The sequence below is a fragment of the Lacibacter sp. genome (genome assembly GCF_035299325.1).
Classification (GTDB): domain Bacteria; phylum Bacteroidota; class Bacteroidia; order Chitinophagales; family Chitinophagaceae; genus Lacibacter.
Genome location: NZ_DATGWT010000014.1, coordinates 18774 through 37169, shown reverse-complemented (window position 1 = coordinate 37169; position 18396 = coordinate 18774). Strand labels below are relative to the sequence as shown.

Here is an 18396-nt window from a genome sequence, read left to right as displayed (position 1 = left end):
TAAAGAGAAACAGCATGCAAATAATTGTATTTGGCGCCACAGGTCAGGTCGGTACTCAACTCGTTAAGCAGGCTTTATGGCGTGGTCATTCGGTAAAAGCTTACGGCCGGAATGTGTATGAAATGGATATTGAGAACGACAAGCTGGAGAAAATAAAAGCTGGTTTATTTGATGCAGCAGACATATTGCACGCTATTAAAGGTTGTGATGCAGTTTTGAGTGCAATTGGCGGAGCCTTTGACGGATCTGACAAAGCACGTTCGCTTGGTATGAAGACGATTGTTACCCAAATGCAGAAAGCAGCTGTCAAACGAATTGTGGCATTGGGCGGTTTAGGTATTTTAAACTTTGATGAGCACTCGCTCATTATCGATCAGAAAGATTATCCCGAGGAATACCTTCCGGTTGGAAATGAACATCGCAAAGCATATGAATCTTTAAAAGACTCCCCTCTTGACTGGACTTTTGTTTGCAGTCCTGATATCATCAACGATGGCCCCACCGGTAATTATATCACCGCCAAAGACTATCCTCCGCAGCCAAATTTAAACAGTATTAATGCTGGTGACCTTGCACAGTTTATGTTGAATGAACTAGAGCGGAATGAATTTGTGAAAAGCAGGGTTGGTATTTCCGCCATTTGATAGAAACATGGATTGAACTGATCAAGCGGATATACACTGATTGAATCTATCCGTGCAAATCCTTCAAATCAGTGTCATCAGCGACTCTATCATCCCCGCTTCAACTCCCATAAAAAAATGCTGGTGGCAATTGCCGCATTCAGCGATTCTGCTTCGCCAAAACGTGGGATCATGAGTTTATCGCTCAGTAAAGGAATCACGTCTTCACGAATTCCGTTCGATTCATTTCCTATAACCAGGATACCTGCTTTTGGAAATTCAAAGGAAGAAAGTTCTTTGCCTCCAAGCACTGCGCCAACAACAGGCAAGTCCTGATCAGCAAGAAAAACAGCCAGTTCTTTTTCAACGGCAGTTACCCGCATGATGCTGCCCATTGTTGCCTGCACTACTTTTGGATTATAGATGTCTGCACAATCTGGAGAACAAATAATGGTGCGGATGCCAAACCAATCTGCCAGTCGAATAATGGTGCCCATGTTGCCGGGGTCACGGATGCCATCCAATGCCAACGTCCACTCAGTTGACGAGAGTTCAACTGCTGCTTCAGCAAAATAATGTACAAGCGCAAGTGCCTGGTTAGGTGTTTGTAATTGGGAAATACGGGCCAGTTCATCTTCCGAAACGACTTGATGCAGTTGAATTTGCCTGGCTGCGGAATTTTGTTCAAAGAAAGTTTCGGTGGCGTATAACCGCACAATCTGTGAGGGATAATGCGCTAAAAGCTCGGCTACCATCTTGTTTCCTTCCATTAAAAAGAGCCGTTCTTCATCCCTTCTTTTTTTATGGCCTAAACTTTGGATATATTTGATTTCATTTTTACTGAGCATCGATCATCTTTTTATGAGCTTCACCCGGTTAACCATTACCATATTTACCTGTTTGGCAGTACTGTCGGTGCTTAGTTCCTGCAATTCAAAATTATTTCTCAAAGTAAAGAAATTTCCAAAAGACAAGCCTTTTGTTTATTCTAACCAGATAAATGTAGTTAATAACAAGCTTAGCAAAGATTCACTCACTTTACTTAAAGGAGGTTTGGAAACTCAACTCGATGACAGTATGCGTGTGATCGTACGACAACGCTGGCTTATATTCAAACGCATTGAAAATCCTCCTGTGTTTGACACAACCTATGCTAATCAAAGCGCCCGCAACATGCAGATCTATCTGCAAACGCTGGGCTATTATAATGGAAAAGTGACGATTGATACTGTTTATATCGACTCCGTGCACAAAGAAGATCCGGAGCGATTACAAATACGGGCTTCCACCAAATTCAGAGTAAATACAGGTCCTGTTTTTCGCATTGATTCTATTGCAATTATTCCCAACGACTCAAACCGGGCACAGATTGCGCCAATTGCAGAGCTCACGCAACAAAACAGTTCGCAAACATTACTACGCAAAGGGATGCCTTTTAGTGAAGAGTTGATATCGAGAGAAATGAACAGGCTTATTGAACTTTATCGCAACAACGGTTATTACAACATGAACCGTGACGCGATCTATGCAGATGTTGATACAACTTTCCTTGCATTGCTTGATCCAAGCCTTGCACTTGATCCTATTCGCCAGTTTGAAGTGTTCCAGGAGGCGCAGGAACGCAGAAAGAACCCATTGATCAACGTTTATATACGCACCAAACCAAGACTGAAAGATTCCATCTTCCGGCAATTCTACAACCGCAACATTGTTGTTTATCCTGAATTTAAAGGAGGCGATAATGTTGATTCAGTTCAATACATTGATAGTGTAAGAAATAATATCACTGTTCGTTTCCAGGAAGGGAAATATAAACCTGCATTTATTCGTCGTAATCTTCGTTTACGAACCGATAGTTTATTCAGTTCATTAAAATTGAATCAAACAGCAGATGAATTAAATAAGTTGAATGTGTGGCAGGTGATCAGGATACAACCAAAACTTGTTCCCGAGGATTCAAATGCTATCGACTATGATGTGTTCATGATCCCTTATAAGCGTTTTACATTTAGTGCAAACGTTGAAAGTGTGTTTAACCAGGTTCAGTCCGGACTAACAACTGCGGGTAATCTTATTGGTTTTGGTGTTACAGTTGGTTTGCAGGACAGGAATATTGCCAAGCAAGGTATTCAAATGAATAACACGTTGCGTGGTGGTATTGAATTAGGTCTGCCTCCTATCAATTCAGGTTTGCAGGCAACAGAGTTGTCATTCAGCAATTCAATCAGTACACCACGTATTCCATCATGGTTGTTTACACGTAAAAGCAGAAGATGGTTGAACCGTAAAACATTCCTCACCTCTTCTATTTCGTTTATTGACAGGAATATTAATCAGAATGGTTTGTTTGCGCTCACCACAGCAAGTTCAACTTTCGGTTGGCAGTTTCAAACTCCAAGGAATGAAATTTGGCGTATCAGTCCTGTGAATGTTGAGTATGTAAAACTTTATGATCTGTCTCAATCGTTCAAAGATCAGTTAGCAAATAACGTATTCCTTCGCAACTCTTTCAATCAAGGGTTCGTATTAGGTTTAGGCGCTGCAAGCATTAACTATACCAAACGTTTTCAGAATAAGAAAAGACAAAATCATCTTTCAGCATTGCGCCTCAATTTCGAAGAATCAGGTGCATTGGCAGGCCGTTTAAAAAATGCTATTAATTTGTTTGATGAAGAATTGTTTGAGTATGTAAAAGGCGATGCTGAATTTAAATACCAGATCATAAGTCCCGCAACAAAACAGGAACGCTGGGTGTTTCGTGCGGCAGCGGGTGCCGGCTTTTTGTATGACAACGATACATCGAGCATGCCTTTCTTTAAGCAGTATGCAGGTGGTGGTCCCAACAGTATGCGTGCATGGCCACTACGTAGTATTGGTCCCGGTGCAAGCATTGCTGATGTAAGAACAGGAAGAAACCAGTTCTTCAGCAGATCAGGCGATATGATCCTTGAGGCAAATGTTGAATACCGTTATAATATTTTAAGCATCTGGCCCAACACATTAATTCTTCGTGGTGCGTTGTTTACTGACATTGGTAACGTGTGGAACTTCCGCAACCAAAGTAATATCGGTAACGATACAGTGGTATTTAAATTAAAAAATCTTTACCGTGATTTAAGTGTGAGTGTGGGCACAGGTTTCCGTTTGGATTTTGTGGGTTTATTCCTGATACGTGTTGATATTGGGTATCGCTTAAAGAATCCTGCTTATCCATTTGCGGCAACAAATGCGGGATGGAGTATTCCAAGTTTTAATGATGTTGGAAATCTGTTTGGCCGTTCTGCTGAAGCCCGCACCTGGCGCTATGAAAATATTAATATCTCACTTGGTATTGGCTATCCGTTCCAGTGGTAGCGTTCTATTCAGTTGGAGGCATTGCAGCTTTTACTTCTTTTATCCATTCCAATGTTTCGGGTAATGTTCTTGCTTCTTCTGTTGTGAATTCGCCAATCCGTGTACGTCGTAAACTGCTGAGGTGAGCGCCGCAACCTAATGCCTTCCCATAATCATGTGCAAGACTGCGGATATATGTTCCGGTTGAACATACGACACGGAAATGCAAAACCGGCAGTTCAATTTTTGTGATCTCAAATTCTTTAATGTGCAATGGTCTTGGTTCCAGCACTACATCCACTCCTTTTCTTGCTAATAAATACACAGGCTTGCCATCACGCTTAATAGCCGAATGCGTAGGCGGCACCTGCATAATATCGCCAATGAATTGTTTTGTTGTTTCGTGAATGAGTTCAGGAGTTACAAATGAATAATCATTGAATTGCTCAGGTTCACTTTCGAGATCATAGGTTGGAGTAACAGCACCAATGGTAAATGTGCCGGTATATTCTTTTTCACGTGCCTGGTATTCGTTGATGCGTTTGGTAAACTTGCCGGTGCAAAGAATGAGTAATCCTGTTGCTAACGGATCAAGCGTACCTGCATGACCAACTTTTTTTATTTTGATTGCATTACGCACTTTTGCCACCACATCGTGTGATGTCCATTCCAATGGCTTATCTACCAATATTACCTGTCCTTCTGTAAAAATGGTTTGTACTTCCTGTTTCATGTAGTGGGCAAAGGTAATGGACTTAGTTGAAGTGATGATATTGCTGTTTCAGCTACTATTATTGTGTTTTAAAACTGTCAAATCATATTTTTACAAATCAACCAAAATCATACTTGCTTTATGGCTTTTACAATTGCAATATCAAACAGCAGAACACCACTGAGAAAAAATTACTGGTTATGGCTTTTTGTTTCTGTTTTTACCGCTGTGTGGGTTAATACCTATCTCGGAACAACAGACATGAGTAACTGGTTATTGGAAAATACATTGACTTTTCTTTTCCTTATTTTTTTTGTGCTGACATTTAAGCGTTTTCAATTCAGCGATCTCACTTACCTGTTGATCTGTATTTATATGTGCCTGCATGTGTATGGATCTAAATACACGTATGCCGAAAATCCGCTCGGCTATTATTTGCAGGATGTGTTTGATGCGAAGCGCAATAACTATGATCGTATCGTTCACTTCAGCTTTGGTTTTTTGCTTGCTTATCCTATGCGTGAAATGTTTTTGAAATGGTTGAAATATCCAAAGCTTGTTTCCTGGATATTGCCGATTGAGATCACATTATCTATCAGTGCTTTTTATGAATTGATCGAATGGGCGGTTGCTGATATTTTCTTTAAAGCACAAGGCGATGCATATTTAGGAACACAAGGTGATATATGGGATGCACAGAAAGATATTTTTCTTGCTTTTTCAGGAGCCATTCTTGCCACAACAATTGTATCCGCTGTGAAACGGATCTTTAATATTTATGAAAAGGAGTAAGCGGTTGTGCGTCTGACGGTCTGCGACCGTGCCGACGAGTTTGCGTATTACGCACATCTTACTTTACTATATCGCTTGTCTTGTCTTTATTTCAATGTATTTGTTGATGGTGTTCACCGTTACATGTTCAGGTGCGGAGAGAATGCTGAGAATACCTGCATTCTGCAATTCTTTTACGATGAGTTGTTTTTCGTGCATGTATTTACCGGCAATGGTTTTTACATACAGGTCTTCAATATCTTCCACGTCCTGGCCTGCCACTTGTTTCAACTCTGTATTCTCAAAGAAAACGATCAGCAGCAAATGATATTTGGCAATGCGTTTCAGGTATTGCATTTGCCTTTGCATACCTGCCAGTGATTCAAAATTGGTGAAGAGAATAATTAAGCTGCGTTGCTTTATTGTTGCACGCACACGAGTATATAATAATTCAAAATCCGATTCGAGGAAGGCTGTCTGTTGGTTATAAAGCAGCTGCAATACTTTTTCCAATTGTACAGGTTTACGATCTGCAGCTAATACCGATCCCATTTTGTTGCTGAAGGTCATCAGTCCAAATTTATCCTGCCGGTGTAATGCTACATTACACATTACCAAGCTTGCATTCACAGCATGATCCAGCAATGTGAGATCATTGAATGGCATTTTCATCAACCTTCCTTTATCAATCACACAATACACCTGTTGACTTTTTTCATCGGTGTATGAATTCACCATCAGTGAACCTTTACGTGCCGTTGCTTTCCAGTTGAGGGTACGTACATCATCTCCCTGCACATACTCTTTTACCTGTTCAAATTCCATACTATGGCCGATCTTTCGCAAACGCCGGTTACCACTTTCTTTTGTTTGTGCCGCTTCTGCATGCAACTGGTATTGCCGCATACGTATGAATGATGGATACACAGGCACCATCACATCTTCTGCACCAATAAATCTCCGTTCAACAAAACCAAGTAAGGAGCTTACGAACAGCTGCACTTTTCCAAAATGATATTCTCCCCTTTCAGTTGGTCTGAGATGATAGATCAGTTCACGACTTTCACCAGCTTTTAATTTCAGCTTCATGGAGAAATCCCGTTGCTGAAACTGCATGGGTAATTCATCGATCACTTCTGCCTTTACAGGAAATGGATAAAGATTCTGCAACTGAATATGAACAGGATTACTATCGCCATTACTCAAACGTTCAGGCAAATCACGTTCAATAATTGGTTTGCGATTGATGGCAAACAGAAAAAATAGATCGGCTGCAAATGCGATCGACAGCAAAAGACAAAACAATTTTGCCGGCGTTTCCAGTTCAGGAAAAAAATAGGCAAGCAGGAACAACGCAATATTCACTGCCAGCAATTGAAAGAATCGTGTACTGAAATACAGCGACTTCAACACAAAGTGTGCAAGCAGATAAATAATTGCGCCTGAAAGTAAAAACAGCCAGAACATCTTAGCGTGGTACCTCCAATGATTTAATGATACGGTCAACTAATTCATCAGCCGTAATACCTTCCATTTCCTTTTCAGGTGTAAGGATAATACGATGACGGAGTACATGTGGTGTTACTTCAATGATATCTTCCGGTGTAATGAAATCACGCCCACGCATAGCCGCAAATGCTTTCGATGCTTTAACAATGGCTAAAGAGGCACGTGGTGATGCACCAAGAAATAACGAAGGATTGTTGCGTGTTTCATGCACAATGCGTGCAATAAACTCCAGCAGTTTTTGTTCCACTACAATACTGCGGATGGTTTCCCTGTATTGAGCAATGTCTGATGCTGATAATATTTTTGTGATCTCGTTCAACAGGAAACGGTTATCGGCCTGGTGCTGGTTTTGCAAAATGATCACTTCCTCTTCAAGCGAGGGATAACCCACTTCAATTTTAAACAGGAAACGATCGAGCTGTGCTTCAGGTAAACGATAAGTACCTTCCTGGTCAACCGGGTTTTGTGTAGCCAGTACCATAAACGGCACACTCATTTGGTAAGTGGTTCCATCAACTGTTACCTGTCGTTCTTCCATTACTTCAAACAAAGCCGATTGTGTTTTTGCAGGAGCACGGTTAATTTCATCGATCAACACAATATTGCTGAACAAAGGGCCAGCTTTGAATTGAAAGCTTGCTTCTTTCGGATTAAAAACAGAAGTACCTAATACATCACTCGGCATCAGATCGGGTGTAAACTGGATGCGTGAAAAATCAGCATCGATCAGTTTTGCCATCAGCTTTGCCGATAATGTTTTTGCTACACCGGGCACACCTTCGATGAGGATATGTCCATCTGCAAGTATACCGGCGATCATCAACTCCAGCATTTGCTCCTGCCCTACAATTACTTTTCCCACTGCTTCACGAATAGTAGTGATAGCATTGTTGAGTTGCGAAAGATCGGTGCGTTGTTCGAAAAATTGATTTTCCATGAATCCGTTTATTTGTTTTTATAACTGTTCAAACTGTTTTAAGTACGAGATACGAAGTTAGAAGTACGCCATCGTACCCCCGTACTTCGTATTTTATTTTTACTGTTTTAAGAATTGTTGCATTCGGTTATTGTATTCCAGCAATTGAGCATCCGTAACCTCGTGTGATTCCTGTAATTGCTGAATGAAATGAAAAAACTGTTTTACTTCTGTTTCGTCTACCCCACTCTTGCGTGAAAGCGATGAAAAGAATTCTGCATTAAGGTGCGCTGTGTTGAGATAATACTTGGTTCGTATGTGTTCAAGAAAGTACGTTGTCATCTTATGTGCAATATTCTGATTGTCTTTTTTCTGCAGGTAAAGACGGCCAATGGTTTCTACAAACGAAATACTTGCATTGCTGTTAACAGGTTTTATGGGTATTGCACGTTGCCTTCGTTTGCTTGCAAAGGCAATATACAGGAGCAACAGTAACAACGACATCAGCAAGGCCCATTTCAAAATGAGATTCTCAAGAAATACATCGAACAATGAAAAATTCTTATTGGGCGAGCGACCAATACGATAATAATCATCCCAATAAACTGTTTTCCGATCTGCAGGTAAATAGCTGAAGACTTCCTCTGCATATTTTTTATTCTGCCCGCTTAACAGGTAATAGTTACTGAATGCTTCCGGATTCAGATGAAAGAAAAAACGACCGTTACCATGCACAACAGAAATATAGTTTGGACTTCCTTCATCGTTTGTGCCAAGTACAAGCGCATTGCTTTCATCGGGGCGTATAAAATGCGCTTCAAACGGCAGGTAAAAGAAACCATAAGAAGGATTTTTTGATGAATCCTGTTGAAGAACTGTAACAGAGGTGTAACGCATGGGGCCTGCTGTGTCAACCTGTTGTTGAAAAATACTCTTCATTGTAATATACTGCACCTTAAGCCCCAACGTATCCAGTAATTGTTTATCAACATATTCCGCAGCTATAAATACCTGGTTGCCTTTGTTTACATACTCAAGAATTGTTTCACGTTCTACGTCGCCTAAAAAGATATTTCTGCTGAGAACAACATACAAACTTTGTTTATCACCCACCGGGTATTCAACATTTTCATGAAATGCCTTATCAAGTATTTCAACTGTTGAGAACCGGTATTTATTCCGCATCATACTATATGCAGTATAAGCTCCAAACGGATTCTTACTTTTCTTTGAATAGCTGTGCCGCATATCGGGCAGCTTTAGTTTGTCTTTTCCTCCGCATGCAACAAGCAAGCTGAAGAAACAGGCACACAAACAATATCGTAAGAGTTTATTCAACTTAGTTTAATGGTTTGATAGAACTGTTCGAATTCCTTCTTTATTGGTTCAAATACATGTTGCTCAATTAAAAAATCACCATACCAGGCATATTCATAATGTAAAGTGATACGTGCAAATGTATTTTTCAATTGCGGCTTTGCCAGTTCACGAACGTATTGGTAATTTGTTTTATCGGGAGAAAGCTGCAGCCACCCTCTGTCTGAAAGCTTATTGAGCGATTGCAGGTACAGAAAACGAATACCCAAACGATAGTTGCCGTCTATTATCGCCTGTTGCAATTGTTGATCGAGATAAACATCATCCGTAAACTTTTCTTCTTCAACCTGCAATTTTTTATTTCGAAGTGGTGATGCAAACAAACCACGATCTGAAAGAAAAACCCGATAAAGGACAAATAACAATGCGCCAATCAGAAGCGTCCATAACAATACTTCTATGAAAGGGAAAACATTAATCACCCGTTTGCCGCTTTGTTTCTTTTGCTCTTGCAGTAACAGTTCCTGGCGTTTCTTTAATAAACTATCAAGGTTCTTCATGTACTCAAACTCTTTCTGCGATCTGAATGAGCGTACACTGTCAGCAGAATAAATCCATGTTGAACGATGCAATGTTGTATCGAACACTTCAGTTTCTTCTTCCTCTTCGTATTCATCATCATAAACAGCTGTTGTATCATCAACCGGTTCTTCAATCACTTGAACACTGCTGTCCACTGTTACCTGTGCATACAGCGTTGCCGGGTTACTGAAAAAAGTAACCAGCACTACGAGCAACAGGAAATAAGGAAAGCGGTTTTTCATGCAAGGATTTTTTCTGCAAAGGCAGGATCAGTTTTTATTCTTTTTTCTAAACGCATGGGATAGATCACAAAGTACCAGAGAATAAACAAAAAGGATACAGCCAATATACTGATGCTGATGGGAACCGGTAATGATGTGTTCGTGGTTTTATCAAATGCATTTGAGCTGAGTCGGGTAATGTAACTTTCAAGAAAAGCAGCAAGTATGGTAATGGGAATGAGACTTACACAAATTTTCATTGCATCTTTCACACCACGTTTAAACGATACCCATCTTGTAAATGTGCCGGGAAATAAAATACTTCTTGCCAATACAAATCCTGCGCATGCTTCAATGATCATTCCGGCTATTTCAAGTGTGCCATGTATCCAGATCACCAATACACTTTGCCAGCCCAATCCTTTTGCAAAGAACATGTATTGAAAGCTGCCGATCATAATACTGTTTGTAAAGAAAACATACAAGGTGCCGATACCAAACAAGATACCTCCTGCCACCATCAGGAAGCCAACTTTGATGTTGTTGTATGCTATGAGCACCCACATCGCAAACCTGCTTTCGCTGCTGTACACACCAAACGGATCGCCTTTCTCAATGTTCTCTTCTGTCATGGCAACATAATCTTCTCCCAACACCCCTTTTACAAACTGATCATCTTTGATGGAAGAGAGAACACCCATTGCAAACAGCAGCACAAAAAACAGGAATGTATATAAAAACATCCGGTGATGTTTACGGAACATCAATGGCAATTCATATTGCCAGAATGTGATTAGACGTGAAAACCGTTGTTTCCTGTTTTGATAAATGGTTTGATAAATACTTACAGCGAGGCTGTTGATCCAACGGGTAACTTTACTATGAGGGTAAAATGTTTTAGCATAACTCAGGTCATCAAGCAGGGTTATGAAACGGTCTGCCATCTGATCAGGGTCTTCGGTTTGCAGATATTGGTATTCATTCCACTTCTGCGCATTCTTCTTGATAAAAAGTGCTTCTCTCATAGTGAGTCAGAAAATTGAAAATAACAAGTAATTTTTAATTACAGCCATCTGTGGAAGAAATTATTCCTTTATTTTACAACAAGAAATAACCGCATGTCAAACGTACAGATCAGCACGCCCTTTAATATTTCACTTGAATTTGAAATTGCTCCTTTCTTCAAGCGGTTACTGGCTTATTTTCTTGATCTGATGATCATGGTGGCTTATGCTATGTTTATGCGATTTGTGTTGTATGATGGTGTGCGGCTGGAAGGAAGTTTTGCAACCGGTGTTGATATTCTGGCCATATCTGTTCCGCTCCTGCTCTATCATCCCGTTTTCGAAATTCTTTTTCATGGACAGAGCCTTGGAAAAATGGCGATGGGTATTCGTGTAATGAGTTTGGATGGTGGCGATCCTGCCATCAGTCAATACCTGTTGCGCTGGTTCTTTCGTGTATGGGAATGGCCTCTTGTGTTTTCATTCGTCTATCCCGGTTTCTGGATCCTTTTGCAATTGATCTTTGTTGGAATGTTTGGTGTTATTGTCATCATCATTATTGCTGTTACTGCCAAGAACCAACGCCTGGGTGATATTGCAGCGAATACTGCCATCGTCAGTACCCGCATTCAAAGTTCGATTCATGACACGGTATTTATGGAAATTACTCAGAAAGATTATGTGGTAAAATTTCCGCAGGTATTGAAGTTAAGCGATCGTGATATCAATACGATCAAAACGGTGTTGAATGATACATACAAGCGGAACAATTTTGAAACAGCACATCGTATTGCAGGCCGTATTAAAACTGTGCTGCAGATAGAAACAGATATGGAAGTCGATATGTTTTTGCAACAACTTATCGCCGATTATAATTACCTCGCAACGAAAGAATAAAAAAAGCCGCTTCATTTGAAGCGGCTTTTTTTAGGAAATCAGTTTACTGATCATGATCCCAGTGAGCCAAGTGTACCAACAAGGAATGCAAGCACATAAATTGAAATAAAAACGATGGTCATGATACCCATAAACTTAAAACAGGATTTAAGATTCTGAAAAGATTCAATGAGCAGCTGCTGATTATTTTCCAGCAGAGCCTCCTTCATTTTTGTTGAGAAACGAAACATATACAGGCATGGGAAAAAATATAATACAGCAACTATAAGGTAAAGAACAGTTATCATGATCGACATGCCTCCAGCCAGCGCAGAAGTAGAACCCTCTCCAAAACCAGGCAGGGAAGCAAGCAATGCTCCTGCAAAAATTGCAGCAATTACAATAAGGCCAACCAGAATAAAACCTATGATAGAAAGGAACTTGCCCCATTTTGCAGTTTCGGAAAGGAACCTTGTTGATTGTTCTTCTACTTCAAGTTTGAACATGGTTGTTTCATTTTGATCCATACAGTTAGTTTTTTGATGAAGGCTAAATATAATACACAAAAATTATTATGCAAATATTTGTAATGAGAACTTGTGTGGCGATATGAGGAGTTACTTAAAGTTAAAGCGACTTGTTATTTTAAATGAACATTATTAGTTGGCTTTCTCGAAACACAATGCGAAAGGAATATGTTCAAATCAAAAAAAAAGCATGACCATTACAGCCATGCTTCCCGTTTTATAGTTGTGTGAAATCTTAATACGCCAATGCAAACAATACTCTTTCCTTTGATGGTTTGCCGGTGAGTATACACTTCCCTTCTTCCTGTTCGTTATTCAACGGAATACAACGGATAGTTGCTTTTGTTTTTGTTTTGATCTCCTCTTCGGTTTCTGCTGTGCCATCCCAATGTGCTGAAACAAATCCGCCTTTCTTTTCAAGTGTCGAAACAAACTCATCCCAGGTGTCAACTTTGGTGATATGGCTGTCACGAAATGCTTTTGCTTTGTTGAACATGTTCTGCTGTATCTCTTCAAGCAACGCATGCAGGTATTTGGCCAAACCATCCATGCTCACCGTTGATTTTGTTTTCTCATCCCTGCGGGCAACTTCAGCAGTATTGTTTTCAAGATCACGGCCGCCAATAGCAACACGCACCGGCACACCTTTCAGTTCATGCTCGGCAAATTTCCAGCCCGGTCTTGCATTGTCGCTGTTATCATATTTTACACGTACACCCAGTGCTTTTAATTCTGCAGTCAATACATTCACTTTTTCAGTAATTGCATTCAGTTGCTCTTCACCCTTATGAATAGGTACGATCACCACTTGCAAGGGTGCAATTTTTGGAGGAAGGATCAATCCCTGGTCATCGCTATGCGCCATCACCAATCCACCGATCAATCTGGTACTTACGCCCCAGCTGGTAGCCCATACATATTCCAGTTCGTTTTGCTTGTTGCTGAACTTTACATCAAAAGCCTTCGCAAAATTCTGACCAAGGAAATGCGAAGTGCCAGCCTGCAAAGCCTTACCATCCTGCATCAATGCTTCAATGCAATACGTGTCTTCAGCTCCGGCAAAACGTTCATTAGGCGTTTTCACACCCTTAATCACAGGCACTGCCATCCATTCTTCTGCAAATTCGGCATAGACGTCAAGCATCTTCTTTGTTTCAACAACTGCTTCTTCTGCCGTTGCATGAGCGGTATGCCCTTCCTGCCATAGAAACTCAGCAGTACGCAAAAACAAACGGGTACGCATTTCCCAACGAACCACATTGGCCCACTGGTTAATGAGCAAAGGCAGATCCCGGTAAGACTGGATCCAGTCTTTGTATGTATTCCAGATGATTGTTTCAGATGTTGGGCGAACGATCAGTTCTTCTTCCAGCTTTGCATCAGGGTCAACCACAATGCCACCGCCATTTGGATCATTCTTTAAACGATAGTGTGTTACCACCGCACATTCCTTGGCAAAGCCTTCCACGTGGGCAGCTTCTTTGCTCAAAAAACTCTTTGGGATGAACAACGGGAAGTACGCATTTACATGCCCGGTTTCTTTAAACATCTTGTCTAACTGGTCACGCATATTTTCCCAAAGTGCAAAGCCATATGGTTTGATCACCATACAACCACGAACGGCCGAATAATCGGCCAAACCGCCTTTCAGAATTAGATCGTTATACCATTGCGAATAGTCTTTCTCCCGGGTAGTAATTGCCTCAGCCATTGTTCTGTTCCTTTAAATATGTTTAGAGTTACTTTAACAGCCATTCTGCAACGAACATGTGCCTGTGGCTTGTCATTTGTTAAAATATAGTACGAGCTATACACGAAGTTGCAAAAGTAGTAACTTCACATTACAAACCTCAAATTCAAAACATCATGGTAACCAGAATTTTACTTATCGGTTTGATAGCTGCAGGCATGACCTCCTGCGCCACCTATCGCACAGGACAAACTCCTGATGACGTTTATTATTCACCCGGCCGTGTAAATGAAACCTATGTGCAGGTTGACCGTGATGATGATGACAGAGTTTCTTACAACGATCGTAATTTAGAAGACCGTCGTTTACGCCAACAGATCCGTGACCCACGTTTCCGTTTTGACGATGATATTTACTGGAACACGCCACGTTATAACAGCTGGGGATGGAATACATGGAACAATCCTTATAACACATGGGGTTGGAACACCTGGAGTAATCCTTACAACTCATGGGCATGGAATACCCACGGTTTTGGCGGTTATTACAACAGCTGGAACTCTCCGTTTATCTGCATACCCGGCAGCAATAACCTGATCGTTATTTCAGGCCCTGCCGCACCGAAGTACAGCACCGGTATCCGCTACTCGGCTCCTATTCAGCGTTTCCCGAATGCCGGCACTAATTTCAACTACGGAAAAACTTCAACGTCGAACAGTGGTAGTCGTTACTACGGTAATAATACCAACAGTACAAGACGTACAGGTTTCTTTGGTGGAAGCAACAACAACTCCTACAGCGGTGGCAGGGAATCAAGCAGCCGCTTGTTTGGCAACAGCAACAATTCAAGCTCTTCCGGCGGAAGCAGCAGAACGTTCAGCAGTGGCTCAAACAGCAGCAGCAACAGTTCGTCTTCAGGTTCCTCTTCTTCAAGTAAAAGTGGAAGCTCATCAGGCGGCCGTCGTAATTAATTCATGACCTTATTTCTCAGGAAATACATTGTAATATGAAAAGAATTTTCATAACAGGAATAGCTGTGTGTTTTATCCAATTCAGTTTTGCTCAGGATGTATTTGATGCCCTACGCTATTCTTATCAAACATCAGCAGGATCAGCCCGTTTGCAATCAATTGGCAGTACAAATATTTCGCTTGGTGGCGATATCAGTTCAGCGTTTATCAACCCGGCAGGATTGGGACAATTTAAAACAAATGAAATTGTATTTACACCAGGCTTTAATTTCAACACACTTAAAACAGATTATAACGACCTGACCACCAAAGGCACCAAAAGTAAATTCACAGGTGGAACAAGTGGTGTTATTTTCAGTTTTGGTAATCGCTTCCGCAGCAGCAATTTAAAAAATACAACCTTCTCTCTCGCTGTTAATCAATCAGCCAATTTCAATTCGAAATTTACATATGGCGGAAAGAACCTGAACAGTTCTTATTCTGAAAAATGGCTGGAAGAAATTGTAAGAAGTGGTTATACTTCGTTTGATGATATCCGCAGCCGTTTTCCCTTGGGTGCAAGCCAGGCATACGAATCTTACCTGATTGATGTGAACGGCAATTCCATTTTTACAAACGCCGATATCAGTAAAAATCTTGACCAGTCGTTTGCATATGAAACAAAGGGCGGCATGACTGAAGTTGCTGCCGCAATGGCATGGAACCTGAATGAAAAGTTTTTATATGGTATCACAATAGGGATTCCAATTATACAATACGATCGCAAAACAACTGTCATTGAAAAAGACGGTACCGGCAATACGGATAATGATTTTGAAAGTTTCACATTTACAGAAAACCTTGGAACAAGAGGTGGCGGCGTTAACGCAAAAGCAGGTATCATTATCAAACCGGTTGAATATTTCCGTATCGGTTTAACCTTTCACTCTCCTTCCATTATTACTCTGACTGATTATGCAAGTGCAGAGATTACAAGTAATATTGAAGGCTATTCAAGAAAAGTGAATAATGATCCAACAAAACCTTCAACTTATACTTACAACACTGGTGATGTAAACATCCTCACAGGAATTGAGGGTGATGAAAACAGGTACAGCTACCGCATAATCACACCATGGAAAGCCGGATTGGGTCTTTCCTACGTTTTTCGTGAGATCAGTGATGTAACAAAGCAAAAAGCGTTTATCACAGGTGATGTTGAGTTGGTTGATTACAAAATGATGACTTATAAAAGTAATTCAGGAACAGATAATAGTGATGCTTCCTATTTCAACTCGGTGAACGAGGTAATAGATGATATGTATAAAATGGCTATTAATGCAAGAATTGGTGGTGAACTGAAGTTTGAAACAATAATGGTGCGTGCAGGTTTCAACTTTATGGGTAGCCCTTATAACAAAGAATTTTTTGCAGATGCATTTGGTGAAGAATTAAAAGCCTGGCGTATGACACCAAGCTTGGGTGTTGGTTACCGTGACAAAGGTTTCTTTGTTGATCTGGCCTACCTGCACAGCTTTGGCCGTGGTTTCCATGTACCATACACATTAACCGATGCTTCTTATCCTTACGCAAGGAATAATATTTCAAACGGACAGATCATTGCAACAGTAGGTTTTAAGTTTTAAGCACGATATATTCTGACTCTCAGGAACGGGCATCATTCATTGATTGCCCGTTTTTTATTTGTTGAGAAACGTGTTCAATGATCTCCGGCAATTGAGATGGATGAAACCATTTCATCGCTTCATCTCTTTTAAACCAGGTAAGCTGCCGTTTGGCATAATGACGTGAGTTTTGTTTGATCTTATCTACTGCTTTTTCCAATGTACAGTTCCCGTTAAAATGATCAAAGAGTTCCCTGTAACCAACTGTTTGCAAAGCATTGAGATGGCGAAGTGGATAGACTTCTTTTGCTTCTTGCAGCAAGCCTTCCTGCATCATCACATCAACACGGTGGTTAATGCGGTTATACAATTTTTCTCTCGGCAGATCAAGTCCGATCTTAATGATATTGAACTTTCGTTGTTGCTTCTCTCCTTTTCTGAATGCAAGAATGGATTCACCCGTTGATCTTACAACCTCTAATGCACGAAGCATCCGCTGTGGGTTTTGCATTTCGCCCTTTGCTGCAAACAACGGATCATATTGTTGAAGTTGTTGTTGCAGCCATTCTATTCCGTATTGCAGATAGTTTTGTTGCAGTTCATTTCGCAGTGTTTCATCTACAGCCGGTATTTCATCCATGCCTTCGCAAAAAGCTTTGATGTATAAACCTGTGCCGCCAACCATTACAGCCAGATCATGCTGCTGAAATATTTCAGTAACTGCACCTAATGCATATTTTTCATACGAAGCTGCTGTAACCGTATCGTGAATGGTATGCGAGTTGATGAAGTAATGCTTAACTTCTTTCAATTCTTCAGCAGAGGGTTTTGCAACCCCAATGCTGATCTCTTTAAAACATTGCCTTGAATCGGCTGAGATAATTTCTGTGTGGAAATATTTGGCCAGTTGAATGGCAACTGCTGTTTTGCCAACGGCTGTTGGCCCTGCAATAAGAATAACAGTTTTATTCATGTTGTTGATGAGTTTGTAAAGAACTCAACAGTAATAGTGACTTGGCAATATGCAATAAACAAAAAGCGATGGAAAACCAAATCTGCAATCGCCATCCTAAATCATACATCCTGCATCAAACATTAGAATGCAGTGTCCTCTTCTTCAGTGCCGGTTTCTTCTTCTTCATCGGAGCCTTCGCTTTCTTCGCCTTCCTCACCAAAACCATCACCAACAGCTGCCAGATCATACTTCTCTTCCACTTCAGCTAATTTATCACCAACAAGGCCTTTTGTGCCGTATTGACTTGGAGCAATACCTTCAGTACGAACTGTGCATGGATAAGTGAGTTTAGGATTCTCTTCTTTGCTTACATTGATCAGCTCAACAAGGAAAGTCCAGTTCTTATTAAAATCGTAGATGTAAATAAACTTTTGATTTGGTTCATGTATCTCGCCGCCGATTTTTGTTTCCTCCATCAACAACGGATCAACCTTATATACCTTATCATATTTCTCCAACGTTATTTCACGACCCTTCTGCCACAGATCGTTGCTGCGGTGAAAAGTAGCTTTATGTTTATTGTCGAATTCATAGGCTTTCAGGATAACATCATTCAAGTCCTTAAAGTTCTGTGTATGCCTGATAGCAACATCACGGTAAACCGCATCATCTTCTTCCCAATAAACCCTGAAACGTAAAATGGCCATAGTGCAATTTGAAAATTTGAAAATGCACCAATTTGAAAATCCGTTAAGATGATTCAAACGAGTACTTAACAAAAGTAA

The 18396-nt window shown here is 40.7% G+C and carries 17 protein-coding genes; 6 read left to right on the top strand and 11 right to left on the bottom strand.

The window, feature by feature from the left end; genetic code table 11:
* Positions 1-14: 14 nt before the first annotated feature.
* Entirely contained in the window at positions 15-644 is a 630-nt protein-coding gene (locus tag VK159_RS09105) for an SDR family oxidoreductase (RefSeq protein WP_324229820.1), read from the top strand.
* An 89-nt stretch (positions 645-733) separates the two neighbouring features.
* Here VK159_RS09105 and VK159_RS09100 read toward each other — a convergent pair whose 3' ends face one another.
* Complete coding sequence (locus tag VK159_RS09100) at positions 734-1471, bottom strand: RNA methyltransferase (RefSeq protein ID WP_324229819.1); 738 nt, start codon at positions 1469-1471, stop codon at positions 734-736.
* On the opposite strand from VK159_RS09100, the gene VK159_RS09095 reads away from it, so the two are divergent.
* Positions 1449-3977, top strand: coding sequence for a BamA/TamA family outer membrane protein (locus VK159_RS09095; RefSeq protein WP_324229818.1), 2529 nt, complete (start codon positions 1449-1451; stop codon positions 3975-3977). The genes VK159_RS09100 and VK159_RS09095 overlap by 23 nt on opposite strands.
* 4 nt (positions 3978-3981) lie before the next feature.
* On the opposite strand, the gene truB is transcribed toward VK159_RS09095, so the two are convergent.
* Complete coding sequence (gene truB, locus VK159_RS09090) at positions 3982-4689, bottom strand: tRNA pseudouridine(55) synthase TruB (protein WP_324229817.1); 708 nt, start codon at positions 4687-4689, stop codon at positions 3982-3984.
* 120 nt (positions 4690-4809) lie between these two features.
* On the opposite strand from truB, the gene VK159_RS09085 reads away from it, so the two are divergent.
* A complete protein-coding gene (locus tag VK159_RS09085) occupies positions 4810-5460 on the top strand; it encodes a DUF2238 domain-containing protein (protein ID WP_324229816.1) in 651 nt (216 codons plus the stop codon).
* Between the two features lie 66 nt (positions 5461-5526).
* Here VK159_RS09085 and VK159_RS09080 read toward each other — a convergent pair whose 3' ends face one another.
* The 5 genes from VK159_RS09080 to VK159_RS09060 form a co-directional block, all read right to left on the bottom strand.
* The gene (locus VK159_RS09080; RefSeq protein WP_324229815.1) at positions 5527-6906 is read right to left on the bottom strand and encodes a DUF58 domain-containing protein; all 1380 of its coding nucleotides are present in this window, start codon (positions 6904-6906) and stop codon (positions 5527-5529) included.
* A gap of 1 nt (position 6907) precedes the next feature.
* A complete protein-coding gene (locus tag VK159_RS09075) occupies positions 6908-7885 on the bottom strand; it encodes a MoxR family ATPase (RefSeq protein WP_324229814.1) in 978 nt (325 codons plus the stop codon).
* Between the two features lie 99 nt (positions 7886-7984).
* Entirely contained in the window at positions 7985-9202 is a 1218-nt protein-coding gene (locus VK159_RS09070; protein WP_324229813.1) for a DUF4350 domain-containing protein, read from the bottom strand.
* Positions 9199-10005: a DUF4129 domain-containing protein gene (locus tag VK159_RS09065; protein ID WP_324229812.1), complete on the bottom strand. Its 807-nt coding sequence runs from the start codon at positions 10003-10005 to the stop codon at positions 9199-9201. Before VK159_RS09065 ends, VK159_RS09070 begins: the two co-directional genes overlap by 4 nt.
* Positions 10002-11009 carry a stage II sporulation protein M gene (locus VK159_RS09060; RefSeq protein ID WP_324229811.1) on the bottom strand — a complete coding sequence of 336 codons (1008 nt, stop codon included), beginning with the start codon at positions 11007-11009 and terminating at the stop codon, positions 10002-10004. The genes VK159_RS09065 and VK159_RS09060 overlap by 4 nt, the downstream gene beginning before the upstream one ends.
* Positions 11010-11102: 93 nt before the next feature.
* Between VK159_RS09060 and VK159_RS09055 the strand changes: the two genes are divergently transcribed.
* Positions 11103-11885 (top strand): RDD family protein, encoded by a 783-nt coding sequence (locus tag VK159_RS09055; protein WP_324229810.1) that lies wholly within the window; start codon positions 11103-11105, stop codon positions 11883-11885.
* Positions 11886-11935: 50 nt separating this feature from the next.
* Here VK159_RS09055 and VK159_RS09050 read toward each other — a convergent pair whose 3' ends face one another.
* Together VK159_RS09050 and proS are read right to left on the bottom strand one after the other, a co-directional pair.
* On the bottom strand, positions 11936-12391 hold the full coding sequence (locus VK159_RS09050; protein ID WP_324229809.1) for a DUF5362 family protein: 456 nt from the start codon (positions 12389-12391) through the stop codon (positions 11936-11938).
* Positions 12392-12626: 235 nt separating this feature from the next.
* Positions 12627-14102 carry a proline--tRNA ligase gene (gene proS, locus VK159_RS09045; RefSeq protein WP_324229808.1) on the bottom strand — a complete coding sequence of 492 codons (1476 nt, stop codon included), beginning with the start codon at positions 14100-14102 and terminating at the stop codon, positions 12627-12629.
* Positions 14103-14257: 155 nt separating this feature from the next.
* Between proS and VK159_RS09040 the strand changes: the two genes are divergently transcribed.
* Entirely contained in the window at positions 14258-15052 is a 795-nt protein-coding gene (locus tag VK159_RS09040; RefSeq protein WP_324229807.1) for a hypothetical protein, read from the top strand.
* Between the two features lie 35 nt (positions 15053-15087).
* Positions 15088-16677 (top strand): hypothetical protein, encoded by a 1590-nt coding sequence (locus VK159_RS09035; protein WP_324229806.1) that lies wholly within the window; start codon positions 15088-15090, stop codon positions 16675-16677.
* 19 nt (positions 16678-16696) lie between these two features.
* On the opposite strand, the gene miaA is transcribed toward VK159_RS09035, so the two are convergent.
* Entirely contained in the window at positions 16697-17629 is a 933-nt protein-coding gene (gene miaA, locus VK159_RS09030) for a tRNA (adenosine(37)-N6)-dimethylallyltransferase MiaA (RefSeq protein ID WP_324229805.1), read from the bottom strand.
* 122 nt (positions 17630-17751) lie between these two features.
* A complete protein-coding gene (locus VK159_RS09025) occupies positions 17752-18318 on the bottom strand; it encodes an IS1096 element passenger TnpR family protein (RefSeq protein ID WP_324229804.1) in 567 nt (188 codons plus the stop codon).
* Positions 18319-18396: the final 78 nt, after the last annotated feature.

Coding starts and splice junctions, on each gene's coding strand:
- VK159_RS09050 (WP_324229809.1), bottom strand. CDS start 12,391: ATGGATCAAAATGAAACAACCATGTTCAAACTTGAAGTAGAAGAACAA.
- VK159_RS09025 (WP_324229804.1), bottom strand. CDS start 18,318: ATGGCCATTTTACGTTTCAGGGTTTATTGGGAAGAAGATGATGCGGTT.
- proS (WP_324229808.1), bottom strand. CDS start 14,102: ATGGCTGAGGCAATTACTACCCGGGAGAAAGACTATTCGCAATGGTAT.
- VK159_RS09040 (WP_324229807.1), top strand. CDS start 14,258: ATGGTAACCAGAATTTTACTTATCGGTTTGATAGCTGCAGGCATGACC.
- truB (WP_324229817.1), bottom strand. CDS start 4,689: ATGAAACAGGAAGTACAAACCATTTTTACAGAAGGACAGGTAATATTG.
- VK159_RS09100 (WP_324229819.1), bottom strand. CDS start 1,471: ATGCTCAGTAAAAATGAAATCAAATATATCCAAAGTTTAGGCCATAAA.
- VK159_RS09065 (WP_324229812.1), bottom strand. CDS start 10,005: ATGAAAAACCGCTTTCCTTATTTCCTGTTGCTCGTAGTGCTGGTTACT.
- VK159_RS09055 (WP_324229810.1), top strand. CDS start 11,103: ATGTCAAACGTACAGATCAGCACGCCCTTTAATATTTCACTTGAATTT.
- VK159_RS09075 (WP_324229814.1), bottom strand. CDS start 7,885: ATGGAAAATCAATTTTTCGAACAACGCACCGATCTTTCGCAACTCAAC.
- VK159_RS09080 (WP_324229815.1), bottom strand. CDS start 6,906: ATGTTCTGGCTGTTTTTACTTTCAGGCGCAATTATTTATCTGCTTGCA.
- miaA (WP_324229805.1), bottom strand. CDS start 17,629: ATGAATAAAACTGTTATTCTTATTGCAGGGCCAACAGCCGTTGGCAAA.
- VK159_RS09035 (WP_324229806.1), top strand. CDS start 15,088: ATGAAAAGAATTTTCATAACAGGAATAGCTGTGTGTTTTATCCAATTC.
- VK159_RS09105 (WP_324229820.1), top strand. CDS start 15: ATGCAAATAATTGTATTTGGCGCCACAGGTCAGGTCGGTACTCAACTC.
- VK159_RS09060 (WP_324229811.1), bottom strand. CDS start 11,009: ATGAGAGAAGCACTTTTTATCAAGAAGAATGCGCAGAAGTGGAATGAA.
- VK159_RS09085 (WP_324229816.1), top strand. CDS start 4,810: ATGGCTTTTACAATTGCAATATCAAACAGCAGAACACCACTGAGAAAA.